Origin of the sequence: Gracilibacillus sp. D59, from assembly GCF_052246695.1 — a bacterium.
In the GTDB taxonomy this organism is placed as follows: Bacteria; Bacillota; Bacilli; order Bacillales; family Amphibacillaceae; genus Gracilibacillus.
Genome location: NZ_JBQQCK010000001.1, coordinates 512,621 through 536,773 on the forward strand (window position 1 = coordinate 512,621; position 24,153 = coordinate 536,773).

Here is a 24,153-nt window from a genome sequence, read left to right on the forward strand (position 1 = left end):
CATCCCTCCTATCCAGAAATGAACTAGAAGCCTCCTAGACTATTATAGGAGGCTTCGGGTCATCTATTATTTTTTAGGGGAATTCAACATATTAGTTAGTAACTCATTTATCTGATCTTTAGCTTCATTTGTGATAAATTTACTTAATGAAGGCTTATTCAGGTGAGTTTGTGCAGCCGTCAATTGTTTCATTGCTTGCTCTTGATTTTCATTTTCTAAGAACTTTTCAGCATTATTTAGGCGTTTTAATAGATTTTTTTCAATCGGATTTTTAATTTGATTAGATGAATAGGAATGTATCATTTGTTCAAGTTCATTAATTACTGTAACAGGATCATCATAGATTACGACAGAAAATGGTATGCTCGTTAAATTCTCTCCAACAGTAAACTCTATATTGAAAATCTGTTCACCAACTGGCAATGAATCAAGATATTCTCTTGTAAAATCAACACGTACCGTATCTAACGTATAATCCTCTCCTTCAGCAAGCGTTTCACCATTATGACTTATGCCTTCAAATTGATTGCCATTTGGTTCAAGGAATACATAAGTGGATATATGTCGATCTAGCGCATCCTTATCATAGTGTAATATCTCTTTCTCCAATGATGGCTCCATTGGTGTTCGATCATATAAGGATACATCATTAAATGCAAGATCATATGGTGCTCTTCTTGATGTAACATTCAATCTAAAATATCGTCCCTCAACATTTTCAAAGTCGAGCGTATAATCCCGCATATTTGCCAATGTCCCACTTTTTAATGTACTCCAATTCTCACCATCGACAGAGTAATCTAAATAGTAGTCACCAATTCTTGCCTCTTGTTGATTAATAACAAAACGACCAAACGTTTTCTTCTCACCTAAATCAAATGTAATTCTAATTGGATCTTTCTCTGATGGATTAACATTTGCGGTTTGCCAGCGAGTATCTAAGTCACCATCAACTAGATGATTAATATTTTGGTTAGTATTTTCATGAGACACATTAATATTTGCTTCATTCAAATCTAATAACAGATTCTCTTCTCTAGCATAGCTTAACTGAGGTTGATAGTCATAAATTTGATAATCCTCTGGTGCAGTGAGTTCCCCAATTTGCACCTCATGGATACCTATATCAAGACCTCCATCCCTATATAAAGGGTTTCCAAAATAATCTTTTGTTCCTGCTTGTTCTACGTATCTACCTGCATTAATTAGCGGAGAAGTCTCTTTTAGTTTATAGTTCTGAGTTCCTTCAATTAATCCATTGGTATAGTCAGTTGGATCACCTACAAACTGAGGGTCATCCGTAATTTTATATAGGTCAATCGGTTCATGTTCCCCACGTAAACCACTTGCTTCATAAATAGCATTGTTTTGGAAAATCATATTATGAATTCCTGGTTTTCCATCAGAAACGCGTCTAGCCCATGTCGTTGGAGTAGTTTGATTATAATTATAGAAAATATTATTATAAAGATACATTGGTGATTTTATTTCTTCGTCATGAATTTCCATCTTTGCTCCATCATAAACAAAAGTATTATTGACAAAGTATGCTGGAGACCAATTGACATGTAATTGGTTTTTAATTAAAACCCCATTATCATTTACACTTAGATTATATCTAGCAATATTATTCTCTGCTCTACCCATATAAGACATCCAACCTGCTGGGTTATCGTGAGTATAATTATATTGATAGACAATGTTTTTCCCGGAAAACTCGAAATCGAAAGGTGTTCCATCATAAAAGGCTGATACACCATCATACACTTCATTAAATTGCTGTGTCACGTTTTCACTTGCCCACGAGTATAACCCGGCTGATACAGAATCATACCTTTTTAAAAAACCATTCACTTCGTTATATTCCACTAACATGTCTTTCGTATTTGCCAGTTGTATCGCACCTTGCCCGATGTTCTCAGCATAGTTGTGTCCAATGTAAACATCTCTACTAAATATGTCTTTCTCTCTAATCCAATCTTGCTCCCAATTTCCAAGGTCATTGAACCAGTTAAAGCCAAATTGAATGGCATGCAGTTCTGTATTAATGATATTATTATGCTCAATTTTTACATCTTTAAAATAATTCTCATTATCTGCATATTCTTTGTAAGGTTTTTCACCAAACACTTGGAAATTAATACCTCCATAATGGATCCGTTGCCATGTTGTTACACCATCAATATCATGAATCTCATTATTTGTTATTCTAAAATAATCCATAATAGTATCTTCGTCATCTTCAAATTGGTCTGCATTAATGGAAATGCTAATACCATCTCTTACCACTTGTCTTTCTGTACCTGGAACATCTATATCCTCATCGAAATTATTATCATTCGAAATTTCCAGATTATGAATCTCCCAGTATTGTTGATTCATCAAGATAACAGCACCAGTTTTACCAACCAAATCCATATCTTTCTTCCATGTGTTCCCTTCTAAATAAACTGGCGTCGGCACATTGCCATTGATAGCGATGTATGGTTTTCCTAAACTTTCGTCCCCATACATATCGATAATAATTGGATCACCTTCAGCACCACTTCCCTTTGGCCAAAGCTGTTGGTCCTCCCAGACTTCTCCTGCCTTTAACAGAATTCGATCTCCAGGTTTGAAAGTCTTGTTGTTAACAGGAGTAAATGTTTTCCATGCTGTTTCAGGAGATTGACCGTCATTGGTATCCATACCATTTGTAGCGTCCACATAGTAATCTGTACCGCTAGTATTTGCTCGAACTAAAGATTCACTAGTTAATATACTTACCATACTAAAAATCAAAAGTATAAAGACCGGTAAGATAAAAGTAAAATGCTTTCTCATTCTATCACTCCCATAATATATTGTATAAACATATGATCATATGTTGTTAATAAAATCGCACACCTCCTTTGATTTAGATACAACATATGGTTATACCAAATCTCCACGTCTATGTTTTTCTGTAGTTGTTCCAATTTCCCACCTATTTTGGGTTCACCTTGTCATAATTACTCTGATTGATGGTTATTTCTGCATTATCTGTCAACTCTTGAATATACTTATCATATTTTTCATCTACAACCATGTTTCTGATTAAGTCTTTGTTTTCTTGGTAGACTTCTGTATCTCCAGACTCTTTATTTACTAACTTGATAATGTTATAGCTTCCATTCTCATGTATAATTGTATTACTAAAATCCCCCACCTCTAATGACTCTACTGCTGTACGCAAATTGACGGTGGAACGCTTTTCACCCCGTGAAGTTTCATCACTCATAGTTTGAGACAAAATTTTATTGTCTTCGTTATACTCTCTTGAAACTTCCTCAAAACTCTTTCCATTTTCTAAATGAGACAGGGCTTTTTTTGCTTTCACCTCTGCATTTTTCATACTAGCTGAATCATGATAAGGTATAGATATTTTATGTATGGTATAGGCATATTTCTTATCAGACCATTCATCAAGATTTTGATTAAAACTACTCTGAAGCTCTTTTTCTGTTGGATATAAGGGGTCGCTTTCATTTCTACTCAATATTTCTTTAAGGTTAAGGCGAATATTTTTGATAACGTGCCTATAATATTGATTTTCACTAAATGAAGCTAATCCATATACAACTTCCCCTTTAGAAATAGCTTTCTGTCGTTTTTCGTTTTCTTTTTGCAAGTGTTCCAATAACTCATCATATGAAACAAAATTTATTAATTCATGATCTCGAGCTAGTGATAATTCTATCTTAGCTTTAACAGCCTCTGCTAGTGCTTGTTCCTTAAGCAATTTCATAGGATTTTCTCTATCAAATTGTTCTTCCCAAAAATCATCAGTAATTTCTGCTCCAAATGAATTTTTAAAATAGTTCTGAACATCAGGCTTAAAATTGTTAAGTTGCAATCTAAATTCCTTTTCGACAATCGACATATCATTAACAGTTGCAATTACTTCATTATTTTTAGCTTCTGAAGAAATAAAATAAAGAAATAGAGTAATCCCAGTAGCAGTTATAAATAAACACATCGTTAGAAATGCTTTTCTTCTTTTCCTCATTAATTGGGTAAGATATTTGCTCATCTTTTCCATTTTGTTCCGCTCCTTAATTAGATTGGATCATCTTTCCGAATAAATTTTTATGTAGCACCACAAAAGAGAAAACGCATACAAAGTAATGAAATGGGAATCTAATGTCTTAACAGCTTTTAGGGTATCTCCATCTTATAAGCCAACCTTAATTTATTGAATGGAGAATTATTATTAAAAGATGGATTATTATTTTATATTTGTAAAAATGGAAGAAGTGGCATTTCTAAAAGGAGTTAAATGTATATTTCTATCTTTTGGGTTATAATTGTACATGTTATATTTAATTCAATTAGTCGTTTTCAAACTAGTGAAATGGGCTAAAAACCCCTGAGCACTCATAAAGAGTAGCCAAGGGGGCCCATCAGGACATTTCACCTACCTCGCTCATTATGAAGGACTTCCTTCGTCCTAGTTCCCCCAGTTTTTCACTGCGTTTTCTGTGACCTCTTGTTTCTCGGCAATTGTTGAGACTGTTTGGTACCGTAATACAAATTCTAAGAACCAGCACCATTATTTGTCTGAAAGTTCTTCCTGAATATCCATTAACAATACGTGTATCTAAATCGTTTAGTACATATTGAATTCTTCTGTTAGATTCAATCCCCAGCCAGGACTGGGCTACAGCTGTTGTAAGTTTCAATTGAGGAAATAAAAATTGTAATTCTTCAATATTACGTAAAATGGCACTTTGCGATAGTTCTTTCTCGCCACAGCGATCACAAACACACATCTTACCATCAATATTTGTTTCTAATCGTCTACATGATTGACAGCGGAGACCTTTTTTTAGCTCTGCAAACGAAAAGTCTAGTAGTTGTTGAAAAGGGGAAATTGTTGAAAGTATTGATTTAATTGACTTGGTAGAATAATGTTGGACTTTCTTGGAGCTTCAAACAGTGTGAATTCAGGATAAACGAAAACAAGTGCTGGCTGGATGGGATGTGAAGGTCTAATTCTTGGAGTAACTGATGTAATAGTGAGTCTGCTCTTGCTAATTGTGTAAGGGGATCATCAATTTCTTTGCCTGATGTGAGATATAACTTATCTTTTTCATAGAAAAATTCACCTTTGTAATTTTTCAATTCATATAAGAAAAAAGTATTGTTGAGAACTAATCCATAATCTATTTGGAAAAGTTTATTGCGATGGGGCAACCAGAGGTCTTGGAGGATTAAATATTCACCGGAGATATTTTCGACATAGCGGTCAAACTGAAGTTCTTCCTCGTATCCTTTCTATAATAGACTATATTTTCTCTTTTCTTCTGATGAGAGTGCTTTACGATAGAGGAGTGCTTCGTAAATTTGTAACTCATTTGGCTTTTCTCTCAATATTACGCCAACCTTTCTATTATAATATTTGAATCCATTCGAGCCTCACAAAACGGAAGCTCGAATGATTTCTACTATATCCACATTACTTTATCGATATGATTTAAACAACTAGAGATACTCTTTCTGTTCTAACGTATGGCGGATTTTCTTCCTTGCTAGTTTCCCCCAATTTTTTACTGCGTTTTCTGTGACACCTTGCTTCTCGGCAATCGTTCGGACTGATTGATCCCGCAATATAAACTCTACAAACCAACACCATTGCTTGTCTGACAGTTCTTCCTGAATATCCATCAACATACGTGTATCTAAATCCAGTTCGTCTTCTATCATCAAATCCTCAATGGTCACTTGATCCAGCCATTTCTGATGCTTTTCACGTTCCCGATTCTCTTTCCGGATCTAGTTAATAAAACGACGAGCGATACAACTGTATACATAGGTAGAAAACTTTGATTTGGTTTTATCATAGCTTTTAAACGCTTCCCATACCGCAATTAATCCTTCTTGAAAGAATTCTCCTTCCACATCCCGAATCTGATACTTGTGAATTAAGTGGTGAATCATACGCTCATAGCTTGTTAATACTTCTTCAAAATTCATTGGTTTACTCCTATGTGATAAGCACTTATCAAGTATTACCGGTGACTACAGCGTATAGGAAACACAACAAAATATCACATAGCCGAACTTATTTCATGGCCGTAAAAAATTAGAAAACCTCACGTGATTTCATCGTTTTCTTCTATAAAAAAAGTAAAATTGTTCTATTTTGAATAAATACGATACTTTTTACAAATTGTCCAAAAATACTAATTTATTACTGATGATTTCCGAGAAAACTGTCGATATAATCCCCCTAAAAAAGAAACTACCCAAACACATCGTAATCTCGATGAAATTCGGGTAGTATAATGTATTTATTCAATACCACAAATAAAAGTACTCTTTCCGTTCCTTTTCGCGTTATACATAGCAGTGTCCGCCTCTTTTAATGCTAATGCGATAGCTTTCAACGGTTTATTTTCTTCCTTGATCACAATAGCAAACTCATCCCCGCTAACTCGAGCTAATCTATCGTTTTTTCTGTAGCTACCACATCCAGTGCATTTGTCACTACCCCAAACTCACTTGCATGCGGGCGATCTTCATCATCTTTATAGCCATAATCAAACATACGGTTACGATTTAGCGTTAATTTTGTGAAGGTTGGACGTAACAAATCAAATAAGTGATAGCGCTCCTTTAAATGAGGGAATCTTTGTTGATAAGAAAGGATTTCCTCTCTAACGATTCCCCAAAATGTATGTTCAGAAAAGGCTTCATTCTCTTCTAGGATGTTACTCAAATAACGGAAATGGCAAATGAATAGACCTGTTAAAATAAATTGCGTCAACCCTTCTGGCGTTTCACTTCTCAGCACCTGCTTCAATCTATCTGAAAGAGATGCTAGTTCAGGGAATGGTTGATCACTTATATTAACATCGTCAACAAAATCCTTCATGATCGTTCGCTTGGGCACATAATCCTTTAAAACAAGCACCGTGTTCTGTCCATGTGGCGAAAACACAGTACCATATTGATATAAGCAGTGAAGTAGCGGTGGCAAAATTGCTTTTACAAGCTTGTTTACCCACTCCTTGACCGTCAATCCAGATTTTTCAATCAGCTTGGAAACAAATGGCGTCCCTTCATGATCCACATGTAGTAACGAAGCAAGCGTGATCGCATGTTCTGCATTCTTTACTTCGTTATAAATACTCTCCCTCCAAACAACACCAAGCAGTTCAAGGTACTGATAAGGAGCTCCTTCTACAGCATGAAAAGCCGGGTGATTGACATTCATCGTTGCTACTTCTCCTAATAATCCGAGTTGGCACTCCTCCTTTAAGAATGGGTCATTGTCGAGGATGTTTTTCATGAATGTCGTAACCTCTGGAGCAATCACAGTTCTTTCACCAGGTAACCCCCGGTAAACTAATGTGTTTAATATACTCATTGGCAATTTCACATGATACTTCTCCTTGTTTGTCATATTGACAAATGTTCGGATTGACTGCTGTGGAAGATATTGGTCCCCACTTTCTCCTAATGGAATAAGCTCCTGCTTGGCAATTTCCGCAGCAAACATTGGAACAATCGATTGATTCCATTGCCATAGGTGGATAGGCATAAAATAATAATTCTCTGGCTGGACATTCATCGCCTGTATTCGATTAGTGAAACGTTGGCGTTCCTCCTCACCTAGCTCTTGATTAATCACCTGCTCATAGGCTAGTCCTTCTATCGAATGAAAAGTCCCGATTCTTTTATGAACAGCGATCCATGATAGGTTCACTTGCTTCTTTTGTTCTGGCGCAAATTGAACATAATCGTCGTAGCCAAACCCAATCCGGCCTTTATTATATGTAATCCATGGATGCCCCGTCATTTCTCCTTCTAGTTCAGCATAATCCAATCCAACAAGTTTTTCTGCAGTCTTTGATTTTTCCTGAATATGAGTATCTGCTAGTAATGTGTGTAAATATTCTCGAACTAAATGGCCAGTTGTCGATCCTGACATCTTCCCTTCCGCTTGAATACTTACTATAAGAGACAGAGCAAAGGGGATATTCTTATTATTATTTGTTACCACCTCTATACTATCAGGGATCACAGAGACACTATCAAACAAACGTGCTTTTGCTTTGAATCGATAAGCTGTACCGTTCTTATCCTTCCATACATACGTACGAATACCGTTTTCCTCAGTTAGTAAATCTGGCACCAAAATTTCTTCATAAATAAATTCCTGAAGCATCTTTGCTAATAACTGCTTATCTACATCATTCCAATTTTCTTCAGTTAACATTGTTAATGGTGTATCACATATTTTCACGTGGTCCAACTCCCTTTTTGAAAATAAAAATTGATGACTTAATAGGTATATTTAATAATAGGAATAAGCATATGCAGAGCCGATTAATAGAAATCCGCTCAAAAGAAACGGACCTTTAAACCCCTTCATCTCGACCATAATTAATGCTGACATCGGTACAAATCATAGAGCAAAGTTTACGAATAGAAATAACTAGGCTATAAGAGAGGGGTGATCTCTTTCTAATTCCTAATTGAAAGAATAGAAGATCCATTCCTATCAAACTGATGAAAAATCCAACACTATATAAGCAAAGATAGATGAAGCCTTTTCGGGACGTTTGTCACGTTCTTTTCCTACATTCCAAATTGTTGAAAAACATTTTGTTTATACGTTTGATAAATCTGTTTACCGGCGATTTGATTAATAATCGTCGCACTTCTAAACGCACCAAGTCCTAGATCAGGAGCGCCCACTCCATGGGTATGTAGCTCACCATTTTGAACAAATAAGTGATAATCTCCTTCATCCTTTGTCTTCACTTTATAGTCTTCTGTGATCTGTAACTGTCCATTTTCATCCCAAGCAAGTAAATGCTCAATCCCTTTTAAGAAATCCGGAATATATGGATGGTATCCTGTTGCAAGGATGACAACATCGGAGTTTACTTGTTTACTAACTTCTTGTTCGTGCTGATAGAGAGATAACTGTAAGTGTCTATTCCTTTCCTCAACAGAAACTAACTCTGTTAACGCTTGAAGGTGAATGTTTGTCTTCTTATTTCCGACTGATCGCTCATATAGTAAGTCATAAATATCTGCAATCGTTGAAAAACTAATTCCTTTGTATAAGAGGGCTTGATTAGCTAAAACCCCGGACTTCTTTTCTTGCGATAGCTGATAGAAGTATTTTGTATAATCTGGTGAAAAATGCTCTAATCCTAACTTTGAATACTCCATCGGATAAAATCCCTTTGATCTTGTATACCAGGATAATTGGTATGTATGTTCTGGTTGCCTATTTAATAGATCATAGAAAATTTCAGCTGCGCTTTGTCCTGAGCCAATAACTGTGACAGAATTCGCGTGGAGAACCTTATCCCGTTTCTTCATGTAGTCAGCTGAATGAAAGATCCGATTGCGATCCGCCATTTGAAACTGTTCCGGAATATATGGCCTCGTGCCGATTCCCATGACAACATTCTTTGTCACATAGGTCTCTCTTTCTTTCTTACTGGTAGAATAAACGGTCAAACGGTAATAGCCTTCCTCCGTAAGTTCAATATTCTCGACCTCGGACCCAAATTGCAACTGTGAAAGCTGTTCCTCGACCCATTGACAATAGTGGTTATACTCATTTCGCGGGATATGAAACTTCTCAAAAAAGTAAAACTGATATAAACGCTTTTGTTCATGTAAATAATTTAAAAAGCTAAAATGACTTGTTGGATCAACCATCGTGACAGCGTCTGCCATAAAAGGGACTTGGAGAGTTGTTCCTTCTAATAACATGCCAGGATGCCATTCAAACTTTGTTTTTTTATCGAAAAACAGTGAACTGCATTCCGTTTTTTCTAATAATGCCGCTAAGCCTAAATTAAACGGACCTATTCCGATTCCAATGACGTCTAAAATTTGTTCTGTTTCCAATCCGTCCATCTCCTTTCAAATACGTCTCGTTCACAGAACATCAATAACCCCTTTTTATCAGGAAGCTCGATTTCTTTGATTGGGGTGAAGCCACATTTTTTAAATACATGAATCATTTTTGCATTTCGGATATCTGGTTCTGCGATCACTTTTGTGGTTTCAGACACTTGGAATTTATGATATAAAATCGTCAGCAGCAATGGATAAATATATCCCTTACCTAAATAACTTTCAGATCCAATTAACAAATGAATTCCCTGGTCGAATCGATTAAACTCATAGTAGTTACCAATTACATCGTCTTTGACCCAATATGACTCCCAATAACTCATCGCGGAACCGTTGATTTCACCAATCAATAATGTTTGATGATCATCTGCCAAAAATTCCTTGACATGCGCTTGATAATCTTTGAATGGCAGATTCAGCCTCCAATATGGAATCACATGTTTTTCATGCATCCAGGAATGAAGCAAGTTAACATCCTTCATCGTGACTTCACGAAAGGTAAGAATGAGTTTTCGTGACGGATCGTAATGCTCAAATGGATAAGTTGTCTTTATTCCTAAATTAGAATTCATTACGCTCACCTGCCGTTTTGAACAGTGGATTTTCTACCGGTACATAGACCGATTGTGTCTCTAGAGATCCGACTAGCTCATCCATATCATGCACTCTCGTTAATAGATTGGCCTTACATGGCAGCGTTTCTTCATATAATAAAGAATTTATTAAATTCGTAGAGTCACCATATTGCTTGAATAAGGCATGTAATTCCTCTTTTAGCAATTTTAATAATCGCTTTTCATCTATGAGATGACTAACGCCAAAGGCATTGATCAAACCAAATAAGTGATTGAAAAAGAAGTAATAACGGAAACGCTCCTCCGCAATCGAATCAGCACAAATAGTATCGCTCTTTTCATTTAAGGTAGAGATTACTTGTTTTAATTGATGTGCACGTGATTCCATAAAATAATAGCCTTGGTTATCTCGATAATAAAAATTAACAGGGTAACCAGCTTCATCTAATTTAATCAGTGAATTCTGTTGATGTGCTTCGAGAGCAATCCCGTAGGTAGCGTACATCCAATAAAGCGGACGCAGGCTAATGTTTAAATAGAGTCGAAACCATTCTTCACTTGCTTGTTCAGTAGATAGTTGCTTTTGTTCAGCAAGGTGATGAATGATATTAGCAAGATGGGAATTTTCACCTTCGATATGATCCTGACAAAGGCCTGCGATTAATGTAGTTCTTTGTGCATGGTCTAATTCAAAAGGATTCTCCCGAATGACGACTTCAAAGCCTGTTTCTTCCTCGTTCTCAAGCTTCACCGTTATATAGGCTGGGTCTTCAATAATTTGGAATGACGGATGCAGTTCGTTTAGCTTGCTTGTTAATACTTCTTGTAGCAAGCGGCTCACTTCTACTCCACGATCAAGCTCTTTTCGCTTATTGATTCGTAACGAGTTAGTGATTTTTACTGGAATTGAAAACTTATACATATACTTTGCTTCCTGATGGTAGACCGTGCGTACAGAAGATGTTGGATGAAACTCGCGTCCTAGTGAACCTAAATAGGAAAGGTTACCTAATAGAATTTGTTTGTGAACCTCTTTTTTTCCTAGCAGTTTTCTTGCTTGTAAGGGATGAACTGGGATTAATGAATAATCATCTTCTTTGCAATACAGTTCTTTAAATGTTTCTCTAACAGATGGATCGTTTTTTAATTCTTCTTTGATCAGTGTTGTCGCTGTTTGAGGTAAAATAGAGTCTTCCTCAACCAGTTCATTTTTCACTTGGAAATAATGAAGCTGAAAAGATCCCTTTCGTTCAGGTGCAAAGATATGGTCTTCCTCTTCATCGATTCCTTGTCGGCTCTTTGGCGTTGGATGAACTTGATGACCGATTAATAGGGACTGTTCTGATTGAAGAAACGTTTTTTCCACCTGATAACATTCTGCTAAATCCCCCTTGCGATGCAAAAGAATTCCTTTCATTGTTTGATAGCTTAAAATGGTTCTAAGCATCAGCTCCTCTGTTTGAACTAGCCTTGTAGATGCTTCAGCTAAATCTTTTTGCATATAAGAAAGTAACGTTAAATAATCGAGCTGCTTTACTTCATCGTTCTGTACTTGATAATACATATTTAGTGAAAATAAATGACGCCCTGTTTCAGATTTATATCGAACCGGTACATATAACGTAACGGACTGACTAGTAAAAGGTATCACCAGTACAGACTCTTGATTCTCTTTAAATGGAAGCTCTTCCTGAATAACATCCTTCCATTCCCCATTACCGGTTTCCCTAATATAGCAATTTAATAGGTTTTGCATTGTTAAATGATTAGTAATGAACGGAATATTCATAGATTTTCTCGCCTTCCTCCCTCTTTATTTTCTTTCCAATTTGTTTAATGTTTTCAATATGCTGTTTCATCTTTTCAAAGGTATTTAACGGATGAAGCATCGTAAATTTTAAGTACACTCTTCCGTTTTGCTTCGTTTTTGCCATGATGAGCTCCCCACTTTGATAGAAATAGCGCTGTAATTCGATATTTAGTTCATCTACAAACTGCGGATCGTCCCCAATATCAGGAAGAAAACGGAATAACACAGCATTTAACATTGGTTCATGAATAACGTCAAAATCATTCAGACGTAAATGCTGGGCTGTTTTATTCGCTAATTGAATGGTGTAATCTACCATTTCTCCAAAGGTATCCGTACCTATTAATTTAAAGGTCATGAGAATTTTTAAGGCGTCAAATCGTTTCGTTGTTTGAATACTTTTATCCACAAGATTGATAATACCTTCTTCATGATCCTCTTCAGGATTAAGATAATCAGCATGATACATAATGTGTTGAAAAGACTGTCTATCTTTGACAAAGAATGCCCCGCAACTGATTGTTTGATAGTAGAGCTTATGGAAATCAATAGTAATTGAATCGGCTCCCGACAATTGACCAAGGAGATGGCGGTATTGATGAGAGAATAATAATGCCCCACCATATGCCGCGTCGACATGCATCCATAATCGATACACATCCGCTAGTTCAGTGATGTCATTTAGATTATCGATACTCCCAAAATCCGTTGTTCCAGCTGTCGCAACAATTGCAAACGGAATCAACTCTTGCTGATGCAAATGATTTAGTTTTTTCCTCGCATCATCTAAGCAAATCTGTTGCTGATCATTTGTTTTCACTTTCACGACCGAATTTATACCAAGACCGAGCTGAGCAGCTGATTGCTGGATAGTAAAATGCGCATGCTCTGAGCAAAGAATCCTTAATTTGCTAGCCTCTATCGGAAGTCCATCTCTCTGAACATTAGTAGAAAAATAGGTTTGGCAGGCTTGATTTCGAGCAAGCAACAGCCCCATGTAATTGGACTGTGTCCCACCGCTTGTAAATACACCATCCGCATTCGCTTGATAGCCAATTAATTTAATAAAATATTTCAGAACCTCTTCCTCAACATACGTAGCCATCGGGCTTTGATCCCATGAATCCATTGATTGATTAAGTGCACCAATGATCATTTCAGCGGCAATCGATGGCAGCAATGGTGGGCAATGAAGATGCGCCATTGCTGAAGGGTGAGAAATACTTAATGAATGTTTTACGATTTCTTGAATGTCATCCATGACAGATTCTATATGCTGTCCACATACGGGCATTCGAGTTATTTCCCTTGCCATTGCTTGAATGTCTTCACGTGAAGCACCAGTAAACGGTTTGTTGACCTTCATGACTTTGTTTACGATAATACTGGCTGTGCTTTCAATTAGTTCTTGGAAGATTTTCTCACTTTGCTCACTTGGGTGCTGAAACCATTGTTCAAAATTCGTATTCATCCCTATCACCTTATATCACAACCCGAAGTAGACTTCAGCTGTATTTATTAAGTCATAAAAACGCTGTAATACATCATCGGTTTGTTCTTTTGTAATGATAAAAAATGGTAATAAGTGAATTATCGTACTATATCGACCGCCCACCTCTAAAATTAATCCGCGTTTAAAACATTCCTGTTGAATTTCACTCGCAAGTTCAGGGTATGCTGGATAGCTTCCAAATTGATTTGATTGCTCTTTCGGATTCTTATTGGATTCCCTTTTTTCCTGTGATGCTACTAATGCCACATCATTAAAATATGTAACAGCTGATACCATAATTAATCACTCCTTCAAATATTAATATTGTTGATAACGATTCTCACCATCAATATAAATGATAATGATTATCAATGTCAATTATTTTTGTGTAAATTAAATCTTAGTACCTACAATAGAAATCGTATTTAGTTCTTAGAAGCAGTGTGAGAAATACATTTGTTTGGATAAGAACTTTTGAAAGGAATTTGAGCAAAAAATGGAACTATTAATTTTTTTGTAAAAAAAAAAATCGACTGAAAGGAACTTGGATTAAATTTTTAGAAACAGTTATACAACACACTTCTTACATAATGGGGTACCTATTGAAGTAATCAAGAGTTTAATGAAACAAAAGAAAAGGGAAAAAACCCGAAGCTATGCTCAGTTAAGTGGTCAACTTAGGACGGAATTTTATCAAAAGTGGTTTTTATAAGAATAAGATCAATGCGTATAAGATACTTGGTAGCAGAATTGGTATGTTATAACTTTTTCAGTTAGGATTTATGTTTTTTGTCGCAGTATTGACTGTTTCTAAAATAAACAATATTTTTTAAACGGATTTAACTAATAAATATTTTAAATCTCACAGTCTATTAATTTGTTTACTATGCACATATTAAAATAAATAACTTTAAATAGTTTATTTAGCAATCCCTGAAAAACAATCATTATCTCACATTGCAACATTGGAAAATATAGTATTTATCATTAATTACAGGATACAATTCCTTCCAGGTCCCTTGTTGTGGTAATTATTTCAATTAAAGTAATATATATGTAAAAATGATTATTTAAAGAAACCGCTTGCGTGATATGATAAAAGTATAAAATATGAAGGGAGGGTTGATGTTTTATCGCATCGATGGCAGTCCTAAACTTCAACAAAATATTCTAAAAAGGACGTGGGAAAAAGTGAAAAAGAATTCGCTTAAATGGATGTCTTTCAGTCTTTTCGTTACTTTACTTTTATGCCTGTCGTTTCAATCTGTATCTGCAAGTACTCCTGATTTCACTATGACAGGCTTTGCCACTCTAAATGGTGGTACAACTGGTGGGGCTGGAGGAGATACCGTAACTGTTCAAACAGGAGACCAGCTTATTCAGGTATTAAAGAATAAAGACGATGATACACCTTTAACTGTTTATGTTGACGGTACGATTACACCTAATAATACGTCTGACAGCAAAATTAATATTAAAGATATATCAGATGTTTCGATATTAGGTGTCGGTACAAATGGGGAACTTGACGGAATAGGCATTAAAGTGTGGCGAGCAGATAACGTTATAATCCGTAATCTCACGATTCATGAAGTGCGCACTGGTGACAAGGATGCCATTAGCATCGAAGGACCATCTAACAACATTTGGGTGGATCATAATGAACTTTATTCAGATTTGAATGTTGACAAAGATTATTATGATGGTTTATTTGATGTGAAACGTAATGCATATCATATCACATTCTCATGGAACTATGTCCATGATGGCTGGAAAGCTATGTTAATGGGGTCATCAGATAGTGACAGCGATGATCGAAACATCACGTTCCATCATAACCATTTTCAAGGTTTAAATTCACGTGTTCCTAGTTTCCGTTATGGCAAAGGTCACTTGTATAATAATTATTTTGAAGGAATAATTGATACAGGGATTAACTCCAGAATGGGGGCTGAACTACTTGTAGAGAATAATGTATTTGAAAATTCAAAAGATCCCCTTGGCACTTGGTATAGCAGTTCACCAGGCTATTGGAACGTTTCAAACAACTTATATATAAACAGCACTGGCAGTCAACCAACGACATCTACAACTAATTATACAGTTCCATATAATTATACGCTCACACCTGTTGAAGATGTAAAAGCAGTCGTTACACAATATGCTGGAGTTGGAGTTGTTCAGCCATAATTAATCAGGAGGGTGTCATCAAATTGTGATACCTTCCTTTTTTGGATCTCTCGCATAATCGTAATCGGGATAATCTTTATATCTAGTTAATATTATTTAACATATCCTATATTTCTTTTGTTCATTATGTCCAATTCGGTTGATGCTTCCTAACTAATCTGATAACTTTAATCAATTCCTATAACTCTTTTAACCTCTTTTTATATGCCCCTTCAATATTTTTCTCATTCGATTATGGCGATATTCTGGTTTAAAGTGCATATGCTTAATATTATTCCCCATCAAAAGCAAGAGCCCGTATACTGACTTTGACTACAATAGGACAGAAAGTTATGATTTTACTCCATACCACAAATAAACGTACTCTTCCCATTCCTTTTCGCATTATACATAGCAGTGTCTGCCTCTTTTAACGCTATGTGAATATTTGTCGCATTATTTTCATCAATCATACATATTCCGATACTTGCAGAAACCGACACAGCAACAGGGAAATTGTTCCATACCGATAAAACTTGAATTATGTCTTTCGCAATAGCTTCCAACGGTTTATCATTTTCCTCCATGATTACAATCGCAAACTCATCCCCGCCAACTCGAGCTAATGTATCATTAACTCCGATTTGCTGATTAATTCGACTGGCAGCTTCTTTTAACAGCAAATCGCCCACATCATGACCATATGTATCATTAACTTCTTTAAAATTATCCAAATCAAGTAACATGATCGCTTTTTTATTTTTCATAATCGGAAAATTTTCATACAAATAATGTCTGTTATACAAGTTTGTTAAACTATCAATACTTGCTAATCTTTCAAGCTCTAGCACATATGAAAATAGGCGAGAGAATTTTTCAAGTGTCTCTATATCCTTCTCTGAAAAAGATACCGCTTCCTTTCCTATTACACAAAGCGTACCAAACATTTTCCCATCTTTATAAAAAACAGGCACACCCATATAAGCTCCTGCATTTGCTTTAGCTGTAATAGCCAATTCACTAGTAACAGGGTGTTTATTTATATCATTAATTATTAATGGTTTTTGTTCACCGAGATAGATAAGCTGACAAAAGGATTCTTTAAGATCCATAGTAAGGTTACTAAACTCTTCTAATTCTCTACCATCTTCGCCTAACATTTTCACTATCGAAAATGTTTCGTCTGTTGTTTTACCTAGATAAAGTCTTTTATCTTCAAATGATTGATTGACTAATTCTAGTAGATCCTGAACTACCCTTTGTTCCAATTAAACCACCTGCTTCCATCCATTTTGCTCTCTACCATAAGTATTGTTATCTACATAAGGTTTCGGATAAATTAACAAAAAGGTTATTCCTTTATTATAACAAATTAACAAATAGGAAGCATTCTTCTCAATCAGGTGGAAATCTAGTACGTTAATTCCTTAATTCCTATGAAATCAACTTCTATTTTGCGAAATAGCGGAACAGATTGCGTTAAAGCCACCTGTTTTTCAACGAAAATTAGCATACCAGATATGCGTAGGATCTGGTATGCTAACTTATTTCCATCGACTTAGGTCTAGTTTTTTTCTTACAGAAATGTCCAACTGTTCACGGGATAACCCACGAAAGGAGTACAATACGTATTTGCTACAGTTTTAAGCAAAACTCAAGACACATATAAATAATTTTCTGTCCCAGGACCACACTCGTATCCGCCTAATATATAATTTGTAATAATACTAATACAAAAATAGAATTTTGATCAACCAATTCCCTTTATGCCAGTATTTAAATTAAAATTACCCCTTAACTCCACCCATTGTTATTCCAGCTACAAAGTAACGTTGGAAGAAAAGGAAGATAATAAGGATTGGAATTACAGTTAACGTAGACCCTGTTAATAACATGCCATAGTTATTCCCGTATGGAGAAATTAATGATGCAAGTCCAATTGGTAAAGTCAAATTTTCATCACTTCTTAACACAACGAGCGGCCATAAAAAGTTATTCCAACTATTCATTGCTTGGATAATACTCATTGCACCAAAGGCCGGTAACATCATGGGAGCCATAACTTTTATATAACAACCAAACTCTGTACAACCGTCAATTCGGGCTGAATCAATAACTTCCTTTGGTAATCCCAATGCATATTGTCTAAAAAAGAAGATAACAAACGGGGTGACTATGAATGGCAAAATTACTCCCGCAAACGTATCTACTAGTCCTAGGAAAATCATAATCCTATATAATGGAAGCATCAAAATGTCAGTAGGTACTAACAATAAAAATATTACTAATCCAAAGATAAGATTTCTGCCTTTAAATTTATAAATTGCTAAAGCGTACCCAGCAAAGGATGATAATATTACTGATACTGCCGTTGTGATTACAGTAATTATGATACTATTTAAATACCAACGGAAATAGTCATTTTCCCCAGTTAAAAGGTGTATATAATTATCAAGTGTTAATGTGTCCAGGGCTAAGCTTATATTTAAACCATTAGAAAACAATTCCGTTGCAGGCTTAAATCCTGCAACGACCATAACATAAAACGGGAAAAGAATGATCAAACCGATGATAAGAAATATAATAATTAATAGGATCTTGCTTATCTTAACTCTGATATTTTGCCCCATTTCTTAATCCTCCTTAAAAGCACCAAAATGCTTGAGTTGGAATATCCCAATGATAAGTGCTAATAATAATAATACTACACTGACTGCCGCGCCTAATCCCATAGCATTATAATCAAAGGACTGTTGATAAACGTAACCAACAATCGTAAGACCTATATCGTTCGGAGAACCATTTTTCCAAAAAACATATGACTCTTCAAACATTCTAAGACCACCAAAGATACTAATAATTAGCACAAACAGTGTCACTGGTTTTAACAAAGGGACCGTTATCTTAAAAAACTTTTGCACCGTATTCGCTCCATCAATATCAGCCGCTTCATAAAGAGAGTTGGGTATACTTTGTAAGCCCGCCAAGAAGTAAATCATATTAATACCCAGCATTCGCCAACAATTTAACGATACCATTAAAAACATTCCTGTTACTGCGCCTAACTTCCATTCCTGAGACGGCAAGCCAATTTTTATTAAAAGTTGGTTAATAAAGTCATTCTCGGTGCTCCCGAACATCAACCCGAAAAAAATACCTCCCACTATTACAGATACAAGAGATGGCATAAAAAGAGCACTTTTAAAAAAGTTCTTGAATGGTAGATACTTAGAGTTTAATAAAGTTGCTAGTGCCATAGGTATCGGAATCAATATAATCACTATCAAAAATGTGTATATAAAAGTATTTTTAACAGCGGTAAAAAAGTGAGAATTCATCATCATTTTATAATTGGCTAAACCAACCCATTCAGTCTGACCGATTAAAATACTTTGAAAACTCATTCTGAATAATTCTACTATTGGATATAAAAAGAAGATCAAAAAGACTAGAAAAAAAGGTGTCAAAAAAAGAAATGGAGCTAACTTCTGAGAAAATATTAGTTGTTTGAGAGAATACCAAGCAGATGTTTTCTTTATTTCAAGTACCTTAACTGGTGTCTCGTGGGACTTCATCAATTTACCTCCCTTTAAAAGCTTTGAGTGAAGAGAGTAGGAAATATATTCCCCTACTCCCCACATATTTATTAATCATCACTTGATTGATTTCTAACATCTTCTTCAGCTTTTTCCAGTGCTTCTTCAGCGGTCATACTGTCATTTTGTATTACATTAAAAAGGGCATCCTGAATTGCTGCAACAGCCTTAGGATAATCTGCAGGTACATTAGGTGCTACTACAGTTTTTGTTACTTCATCAACAACACTAAATACATTATCATTTAAAAAGAACTCAGTAATTTCCGTTGGTTTTTTAAACACTTCATGATCGTACACATGTGCTGGTGGTACTTTACCCATGTGCGTATAAAGACCTAAAATACTTTCTTTCGTTGTTTTCGTGTATTGAAGGAATTCTTTAGCTAGTTCAACATGTTCACTTTGTTTAATTACAGCACTACCAGTTCCACCAAGACCTACAGAGTCATAGCACTCCTCATCATTACATTTCGGCATTGGACGAATTAGTATTTTATCTTTTAAATCTGGCATGTAGTTAACAAATCTATCCATATACCAAATAGGCATTAAATTTGATGCCACACCGTGATTATTCATAAATCCAAAATAAGATTCTTCGGTATAACCACCACCTGGTGATGGGATGGCAATTTCATCCTCATAAACACTATCACGCAAGAGTTGCAGTTGCTCAACATTTTTTTCATTTGCTATAGTGAGATTACCTTCGTCGTCAATTAAATCTGATCCTCGTTGTAGTATTAAAATTTGATAGAACGTTGTATCAGAAGTACCAACCGTAAACATTGGTTTTCCTGTTTGCTCTTTAACTACCTTCGCAGCCTCAAAATAATCATCCCAAGTAACAATATCATATGGATCAATCCCCGCATCATTCATTATATCCATATCGTAAAACATTACAGAAGAAGCTAAGTTGTTTGGCGCACCATAGTAATTGCCATCTTTTTCATATAGATTTAGTCTAGCACTGATGTAATCATCCGGATTGATAATGTCATTTAATGGCTCTAATTGAATATCACCCTGAAGATAGTTTGCAAACTTATTTATTTCGATATCCACAATATCTGGGGCACCTGATCCAGACTGCAAAGACAATGTTAATTTCTTCCACATATCACTAAAAGGAAGTAAATTAGCTTCTATTTCTATCTGACGATCAGGGAATTGTTTATTCCATTGTTCTGCAGAGTATTTATAGTAATCTGAATACGACTCTACAAATGACCAAACCGTTAGTTTAGTTGGTTCTGTTCCACCATTATCATTTGAATCACTAGAATTTGATTCACTCTCATTTGAAGTTGTTGAATCACTGTCCGAACACCCTGCTAAAAATAGAACCATGATTAACAATAGCAATAAAGATAGTTTTTTCATTGAAACACTCCTTAATGATTAGTAGGTAGAGCCCTTCTTCGCAATACTTCACTTATTTAACTTCTAAGTATTCGCTGTTTTTTAACGTACCATCTTCATTAAAGTAGATGATACGTTGTTCTTTTGCAGACCGATAAGCAGCTTCTAGTAAGGAAATAGTTCTTATATTATCCTCCGCACTATTTAACGCAGTTTCGTTGTTTTCCATAGAGACGAGCAATTGATTCAATCCATCAAATGCAGAATACGGTTTCAAAGCTTGACCTCCTGTTGGAAACTCCCACGACTTTATAGGCTCTTTTGAATCTGGACGGTATAAGGTTACTGTTTTATAGTCTGATACTAACGTTCCCGTTTCACCCACAACTACAAGCTCTGTTGTTCTATAAGCAGATGATAAGCTTTGGGCATAACTAACAGTGACTCCATTTTGAAATAGTATTTGTACAGAAGAATCTGTGTCACCGATATTTTCTATTGCTGGAGAAGAGAAAGTTTGAGCAACTAAACTTTTTGCTTCACTACCTAGAATCCACCTAAACCCATCTAGCCAATGGATACCCATTACAGAAAGCGCATTTCTTTCACGTCGCGTTCTCCATCCTTGATCTTGGCGGTAGTAAAAATCATGGAATCTTACAGACGAAACACTACCAATCTCATTATCTTTTATTAGATTTTTGACAAAATCAAAGGAAAAATGCTTTCTAAAATTTTGATTAATACTAACAGAAACACCATGCTCTTTTGCCTTATCAGTAATCTCTATAGCTTCATCTAACGTTTCGCAAAATGGTTTTTCGCAGAAAACTGGAATTTCTGCTTCTATTAAAGGAAATAAAATGTCTTTTCTAATGCTAGAAGGAGTACATACGACAGCTACATCAATATTGCTCTTTGCAATGAAATCCTTTAAATCTGTAAATCTCTGCTCAATCTGATATTCGTTCGCTCTGTTCTCTAGTGCTTCGATGTTTGGATCACAAACTGCTGACACAATCACTCGATCCGTTTGCTTCGTTAATCCATCAAAATGCATTTTTGTAACTCCACCAGCTCCAACTACTCCTACTCGATAAACTTTTTTAGACAATTTTTTCCCCACCCTTTTTAAAATTTATGAAAATTAAAAATATTATTAGTAAAATAATAGCTTTAATCTTTCAACAATGGATATTGGTTTAATCCTTTACGCATGAAATCTAAACATTCTTTCATCCCGCCAATTATCTCTCCACCACTTTCTTCATCCGCGGACATCCAGCCATCATAACCTATTTCTTTCACAGCTTGAAATATTGGTTCGAAATCAATTTCACCTTGACCAAGTACCTTCCAATCGCCATTTGCAAAATCCTTCATATGAAAATTGTCGATACGATCTTTAAAACTTCGAATTACTTCTGCAATATCCTTTATCCCTGATTTATAAAGATGGGCAGTATCAATAGTCAAAGTAACATCATTATCTTTTATTTGATCAAAAAACACATCAAAATCCTCGCGATACATAACAGGCTGGTTATAATGATGATGAAGCGAAAGCTGAATACCATAGTCTTGCCAGGCTTCTTTACCTAGCTCTGTTAATTGTTTGGCAAATTGATGTAACCTCTCATTAGAAGATTGTTCTCTAGGTACACCGTGACAAAATATAATGCTATCCGTTCCCACTTGGCTGGCAAAAGCAAATAACTTTCTTAACACTTGTTGATTATCTCTATCTAGGTTTCCTCCAAAGATTAAACCTGAAGCTATTCCATCTAGATTTGCCCATTCTTCATTAAATCGTTCCGGTTCTTCGATGTAAGGAGCATATTGTGAATGTTTCAGATGGAGACCTTCATAACTTAATTTTTGATAGTTGTTAAACAATCTATCTCGTTGCTCGTTACTGCTCGTAGGTCTTGAAAACGCAAATTTCATACTACCACTCCCTCTTTCATTTCACTTATCGTAAGCGCATACAATTTTATTTTTTCTATACCCCCTTCGCTCGTTTTGATAAGTTAATTATAATTCAACATAGTTGAATTAACAACCATAAATTTTAATTTTATGAAACTTTTTATTCCATCCCCTCAGTGTTATAATGTAATAAAATCAATCTATCAAGGCTTTTACCGTTAAGGTAATGGGGTTCAACTTTAAAAAGCCAAACGCTATCTATAGATAGAAAGATGCAAAAAATAACATACAGAAAGGAACATCCAAATGGAGTTAGGCCCAAAATTAGGTAAACAAATTCGTTTTCTTCGCAAACAACAAAATAGAACATTAGAAGAAATAGCATCAGCCTGCGACTTTAGTAAAAGCTTATTGTCAAAGATCGAAAATGGGGTTACCATCCCTCCTATTGCAACCTTAATGAAGATATCGGAAGCTTTAGGTGTGACTGTATCTGACCTATTAGAAGAAAACAAAGAGGTCGGTACAATCTACACTCAAGCTTCTACTTATAAGAACAATAACCGTTTAATAAAGACAGATAAAGGTTACTCTTTCTACGCTTTCGCTGCTGCTCGGCAAGATAAAATAATGCAACCTTACTACTTCATAGCAAAGAAAAATGAAGTATATAATCACGCTCTTTCCCATAAAGGGGAAGAATTCGTTTTCGTATTGGAAGGGGTCATGAATTATAAAGTAGGGGATTTAGAATACACACTCGGTCCTGGTGACTCTATTTACTTTACTTCACTAGAAGAGCATACATTCACACCAGTCTCTGATGAAGTAAAATACATGGCTATATTCAGTTCAGAGTAATTAATTAAAAATCCCCTCTTGTCTATTCAACAAAGTTGAATTATAATTAACTTACGTTAAGTGAAATGATAAATAAGAGGAGGATTTTATGGCAACAATTAGTGATTTAAATCAAGAGAAGCATATTTTAGACATGGACTGGGGGAAAATACAGTGGCTTTGCGGTCAACACATTGATCCTGATAGTGAAATGACATTTGGTATGGTTTATATTGAAGCAGGAAAATCTAATCCTAGACACATCCATCCAAACTGTGAAGAAATTATCTTTGTTTTATCAGGGGAATGTGATCATTCTCTTGGTGATGAGATCCACCATTTAAAACCTGGTATGATGCTCAGAATTCCCCGAGATGTACCACATGATGCAAAAGTAACTAGTTGGGAACCTTGTAGAATGCTTATTATGTACTCATCTCCAGATAGACAGACAATTGGTGAATAAATT

20 protein-coding genes are annotated in these 24,153 nt (G+C 35.5%); 3 read left to right on the forward strand and 17 right to left on the reverse strand.

Features of this window, described 5'->3' with window-relative positions:
- Positions 1–66 precede the first annotated feature (66 nt).
- The 11 genes from ACTWP4_RS02355 to ACTWP4_RS02405 form a co-directional block, all read right to left on the reverse strand.
- On the reverse strand, positions 67–2,823 hold the full coding sequence (locus ACTWP4_RS02355; protein WP_443127147.1) for a discoidin domain-containing protein: 2,757 nt from the start codon (positions 2,821–2,823) through the stop codon (positions 67–69).
- A 142-nt stretch (positions 2,824–2,965) separates the two neighbouring features.
- Positions 2,966–4,060 carry a peptidylprolyl isomerase gene (locus ACTWP4_RS02360; protein ID WP_443127148.1) on the reverse strand — a complete coding sequence of 365 codons (1,095 nt, stop codon included), beginning with the start codon at positions 4,058–4,060 and terminating at the stop codon, positions 2,966–2,968.
- An 848-nt stretch (positions 4,061–4,908) separates the two neighbouring features.
- A complete protein-coding gene (locus tag ACTWP4_RS02365) occupies positions 4,909–5,250 on the reverse strand; it encodes a nuclease-related domain-containing protein (protein ID WP_443127360.1) in 342 nt (113 codons plus the stop codon).
- A gap of 252 nt (positions 5,251–5,502) precedes the next feature.
- Entirely contained in the window at positions 5,503–5,724 is a 222-nt protein-coding gene (locus tag ACTWP4_RS02370) for a hypothetical protein (protein WP_443127149.1), read from the reverse strand.
- Positions 5,725–5,793: 69 nt separating this feature from the next.
- Complete coding sequence (locus ACTWP4_RS02375) at positions 5,794–5,994, reverse strand: sigma-70 family RNA polymerase sigma factor (RefSeq protein WP_443127150.1); 201 nt, start codon at positions 5,992–5,994, stop codon at positions 5,794–5,796.
- A gap of 466 nt (positions 5,995–6,460) precedes the next feature.
- On the reverse strand, positions 6,461–8,269 hold the full coding sequence (locus tag ACTWP4_RS02380; RefSeq protein WP_443127151.1) for an IucA/IucC family protein: 1,809 nt from the start codon (positions 8,267–8,269) through the stop codon (positions 6,461–6,463).
- A 335-nt stretch (positions 8,270–8,604) separates the two neighbouring features.
- Complete coding sequence (locus ACTWP4_RS02385) at positions 8,605–9,906, reverse strand: lysine N(6)-hydroxylase/L-ornithine N(5)-oxygenase family protein (RefSeq protein WP_443127152.1); 1,302 nt, start codon at positions 9,904–9,906, stop codon at positions 8,605–8,607.
- Positions 9,876–10,478 carry a GNAT family N-acetyltransferase gene (locus ACTWP4_RS02390; protein WP_443127153.1) on the reverse strand — a complete coding sequence of 201 codons (603 nt, stop codon included), beginning with the start codon at positions 10,476–10,478 and terminating at the stop codon, positions 9,876–9,878. The genes ACTWP4_RS02385 and ACTWP4_RS02390 overlap by 31 nt, the downstream gene beginning before the upstream one ends.
- Positions 10,468–12,270 (reverse strand): IucA/IucC family protein, encoded by a 1,803-nt coding sequence (locus ACTWP4_RS02395; protein ID WP_443127154.1) that lies wholly within the window; start codon positions 12,268–12,270, stop codon positions 10,468–10,470. Before ACTWP4_RS02395 ends, ACTWP4_RS02390 begins: the two co-directional genes overlap by 11 nt.
- Positions 12,248–13,762: a pyridoxal phosphate-dependent decarboxylase family protein gene (locus ACTWP4_RS02400; protein ID WP_443127155.1), complete on the reverse strand. Its 1,515-nt coding sequence runs from the start codon at positions 13,760–13,762 to the stop codon at positions 12,248–12,250. Before ACTWP4_RS02400 ends, ACTWP4_RS02395 begins: the two co-directional genes overlap by 23 nt.
- Positions 13,763–13,777: 15 nt before the next feature.
- Positions 13,778–14,080, reverse strand: coding sequence for a hypothetical protein (locus tag ACTWP4_RS02405; RefSeq protein WP_443127156.1), 303 nt, complete (start codon positions 14,078–14,080; stop codon positions 13,778–13,780).
- A gap of 918 nt (positions 14,081–14,998) precedes the next feature.
- Here ACTWP4_RS02405 and ACTWP4_RS02410 point away from each other — a divergent pair.
- Positions 14,999–15,973 carry a pectate lyase family protein gene (locus ACTWP4_RS02410; protein WP_443127361.1) on the forward strand — a complete coding sequence of 325 codons (975 nt, stop codon included), beginning with the start codon at positions 14,999–15,001 and terminating at the stop codon, positions 15,971–15,973.
- 338 nt (positions 15,974–16,311) lie between these two features.
- Here ACTWP4_RS02410 and ACTWP4_RS02415 read toward each other — a convergent pair whose 3' ends face one another.
- The 6 genes from ACTWP4_RS02415 to ACTWP4_RS02440 all read right to left on the reverse strand — a co-directional run bounded on the left by ACTWP4_RS02415 (position 16,312) and on the right by ACTWP4_RS02440 (position 22,862).
- Positions 16,312–17,220 carry a diguanylate cyclase domain-containing protein gene (locus tag ACTWP4_RS02415; RefSeq protein WP_443127157.1) on the reverse strand — a complete coding sequence of 303 codons (909 nt, stop codon included), beginning with the start codon at positions 17,218–17,220 and terminating at the stop codon, positions 16,312–16,314.
- Between the two features lie 519 nt (positions 17,221–17,739).
- Positions 17,740–18,582, reverse strand: coding sequence for a carbohydrate ABC transporter permease (locus ACTWP4_RS02420; RefSeq protein ID WP_443127158.1), 843 nt, complete (start codon positions 18,580–18,582; stop codon positions 17,740–17,742).
- Positions 18,583–18,585: 3 nt separating this feature from the next.
- Positions 18,586–19,527, reverse strand: a complete 942-nt coding sequence (locus ACTWP4_RS02425) for a carbohydrate ABC transporter permease (protein WP_443127159.1) — start codon at positions 19,525–19,527, stop codon at positions 18,586–18,588.
- A gap of 71 nt (positions 19,528–19,598) precedes the next feature.
- Complete coding sequence (locus tag ACTWP4_RS02430; protein WP_443127160.1) at positions 19,599–20,936, reverse strand: ABC transporter substrate-binding protein; 1,338 nt, start codon at positions 20,934–20,936, stop codon at positions 19,599–19,601.
- A 52-nt stretch (positions 20,937–20,988) separates the two neighbouring features.
- The gene (locus ACTWP4_RS02435; protein ID WP_443127161.1) at positions 20,989–22,029 is read right to left on the reverse strand and encodes a Gfo/Idh/MocA family protein; all 1,041 of its coding nucleotides are present in this window, start codon (positions 22,027–22,029) and stop codon (positions 20,989–20,991) included.
- A gap of 62 nt (positions 22,030–22,091) precedes the next feature.
- Complete coding sequence (locus ACTWP4_RS02440) at positions 22,092–22,862, reverse strand: sugar phosphate isomerase/epimerase family protein (protein WP_443127162.1); 771 nt, start codon at positions 22,860–22,862, stop codon at positions 22,092–22,094.
- A 288-nt stretch (positions 22,863–23,150) separates the two neighbouring features.
- Here ACTWP4_RS02440 and ACTWP4_RS02445 point away from each other — a divergent pair, with 288 nt between their 5' ends.
- On the forward strand, positions 23,151–23,705 hold the full coding sequence (locus ACTWP4_RS02445; RefSeq protein WP_443127163.1) for a helix-turn-helix domain-containing protein: 555 nt from the start codon (positions 23,151–23,153) through the stop codon (positions 23,703–23,705).
- A gap of 88 nt (positions 23,706–23,793) precedes the next feature.
- Positions 23,794–24,150: a cupin domain-containing protein gene (locus ACTWP4_RS02450; RefSeq protein WP_443127164.1), complete on the forward strand. Its 357-nt coding sequence runs from the start codon at positions 23,794–23,796 to the stop codon at positions 24,148–24,150.
- The last annotated feature ends 3 nt before the right edge of the window (positions 24,151–24,153 follow it).

Bases quoted from the DNA above. Each gene is read 5' to 3' on its own strand.
- ACTWP4_RS02355 (WP_443127147.1), bottom strand. From the start codon at position 2,823: ATGAGAAAGCATTTTACTTTTATCTTACCGGTCTTTATACTTTTGATT.
- ACTWP4_RS02360 (WP_443127148.1), bottom strand. From the start codon at position 4,060: ATGGAAAAGATGAGCAAATATCTTACCCAATTAATGAGGAAAAGAAGA.
- ACTWP4_RS02370 (WP_443127149.1), bottom strand. From the start codon at position 5,724: ATGATAGAAGACGAACTGGATTTAGATACACGTATGTTGATGGATATT.
- ACTWP4_RS02375 (WP_443127150.1), bottom strand. From the start codon at position 5,994: ATGAATTTTGAAGAAGTATTAACAAGCTATGAGCGTATGATTCACCAC.
- ACTWP4_RS02385 (WP_443127152.1), bottom strand. From the start codon at position 9,906: ATGGACGGATTGGAAACAGAACAAATTTTAGACGTCATTGGAATCGGA.
- ACTWP4_RS02390 (WP_443127153.1), bottom strand. From the start codon at position 10,478: ATGAATTCTAATTTAGGAATAAAGACAACTTATCCATTTGAGCATTAC.
- ACTWP4_RS02395 (WP_443127154.1), bottom strand. From the start codon at position 12,270: ATGAATATTCCGTTCATTACTAATCATTTAACAATGCAAAACCTATTA.
- ACTWP4_RS02400 (WP_443127155.1), bottom strand. From the start codon at position 13,762: ATGAATACGAATTTTGAACAATGGTTTCAGCACCCAAGTGAGCAAAGT.
- ACTWP4_RS02405 (WP_443127156.1), bottom strand. From the start codon at position 14,080: ATGGTATCAGCTGTTACATATTTTAATGATGTGGCATTAGTAGCATCA.
- ACTWP4_RS02410 (WP_443127361.1), top strand. From the start codon at position 14,999: ATGTCTTTCAGTCTTTTCGTTACTTTACTTTTATGCCTGTCGTTTCAA.
- ACTWP4_RS02420 (WP_443127158.1), bottom strand. From the start codon at position 18,582: ATGGGGCAAAATATCAGAGTTAAGATAAGCAAGATCCTATTAATTATT.
- ACTWP4_RS02425 (WP_443127159.1), bottom strand. From the start codon at position 19,527: ATGAAGTCCCACGAGACACCAGTTAAGGTACTTGAAATAAAGAAAACA.
- ACTWP4_RS02430 (WP_443127160.1), bottom strand. From the start codon at position 20,936: ATGAAAAAACTATCTTTATTGCTATTGTTAATCATGGTTCTATTTTTA.
- ACTWP4_RS02440 (WP_443127162.1), bottom strand. From the start codon at position 22,862: ATGAAATTTGCGTTTTCAAGACCTACGAGCAGTAACGAGCAACGAGAT.
- ACTWP4_RS02445 (WP_443127163.1), top strand. From the start codon at position 23,151: ATGGAGTTAGGCCCAAAATTAGGTAAACAAATTCGTTTTCTTCGCAAA.
- ACTWP4_RS02450 (WP_443127164.1), top strand. From the start codon at position 23,794: ATGGCAACAATTAGTGATTTAAATCAAGAGAAGCATATTTTAGACATG.